General features: G+C 73.2%; 1 protein-coding gene. It reads right to left on the reverse strand.

The window, feature by feature from the left end; genetic code table 11:
- The coding region (locus tag RCG67_RS17265; protein ID WP_368828040.1) for an NAD(P)/FAD-dependent oxidoreductase at window positions 1–552 on the reverse strand (552 nt) is incomplete at both ends.

Genomic DNA, 552 nt, shown 5'->3' on the forward strand with positions numbered 1-552 from the left:
CACGACCGCGCCCAGCTGGGCGCCCAGCGGCCCGCACAGCGGGGTCGGGGACTTCTCCACCACGGTGACCTCCATGCCCAGGGAGTGGGCGGTGGAGGCGACCTCGGCGCCGATGAACCCGGCGCCGATGACGACCATCCGGCCCCCCGCGCGCACCAGCTCGCGCAACTTCTGCGCGTCGGCGATGGTGCGCAGGGTCACCACGTTGTCCGCGCCCGCGATCTGGGGCAGGTTCCGCGGCGAGGCACCGGTGGCGATGACCAGGGCCTCGGCGTGGACCATGCCCCCGTCCTCCAGGTGGACCGTGCGGGTGGACGGATCGAAGGACACCGCCCGGGTCCCGAGGACCCACTCCGCCTCCAGGGCCTCGGTGTCGGTCTCCAGGGTCAGATCCGCGATCTCGATCCGCCCGGCCAGGAAGTCCTTCGACAGCGGCGGACGGTCGTAGGGACGCTGCAGCTCATCACCGATGATCACCACACGCCCGCCGAACCCGAGGCTGCGCGCGGCCCGCGCGGCCGACAGGCCGGCCAGGGACGCCCCGACAATGAC

This window comes from Kocuria cellulosilytica (assembly GCF_040981245.1).
In the GTDB taxonomy this organism is placed as follows: Bacteria; Actinomycetota; Actinomycetes; order Actinomycetales; family Micrococcaceae; genus Kocuria; species Kocuria cellulosilytica.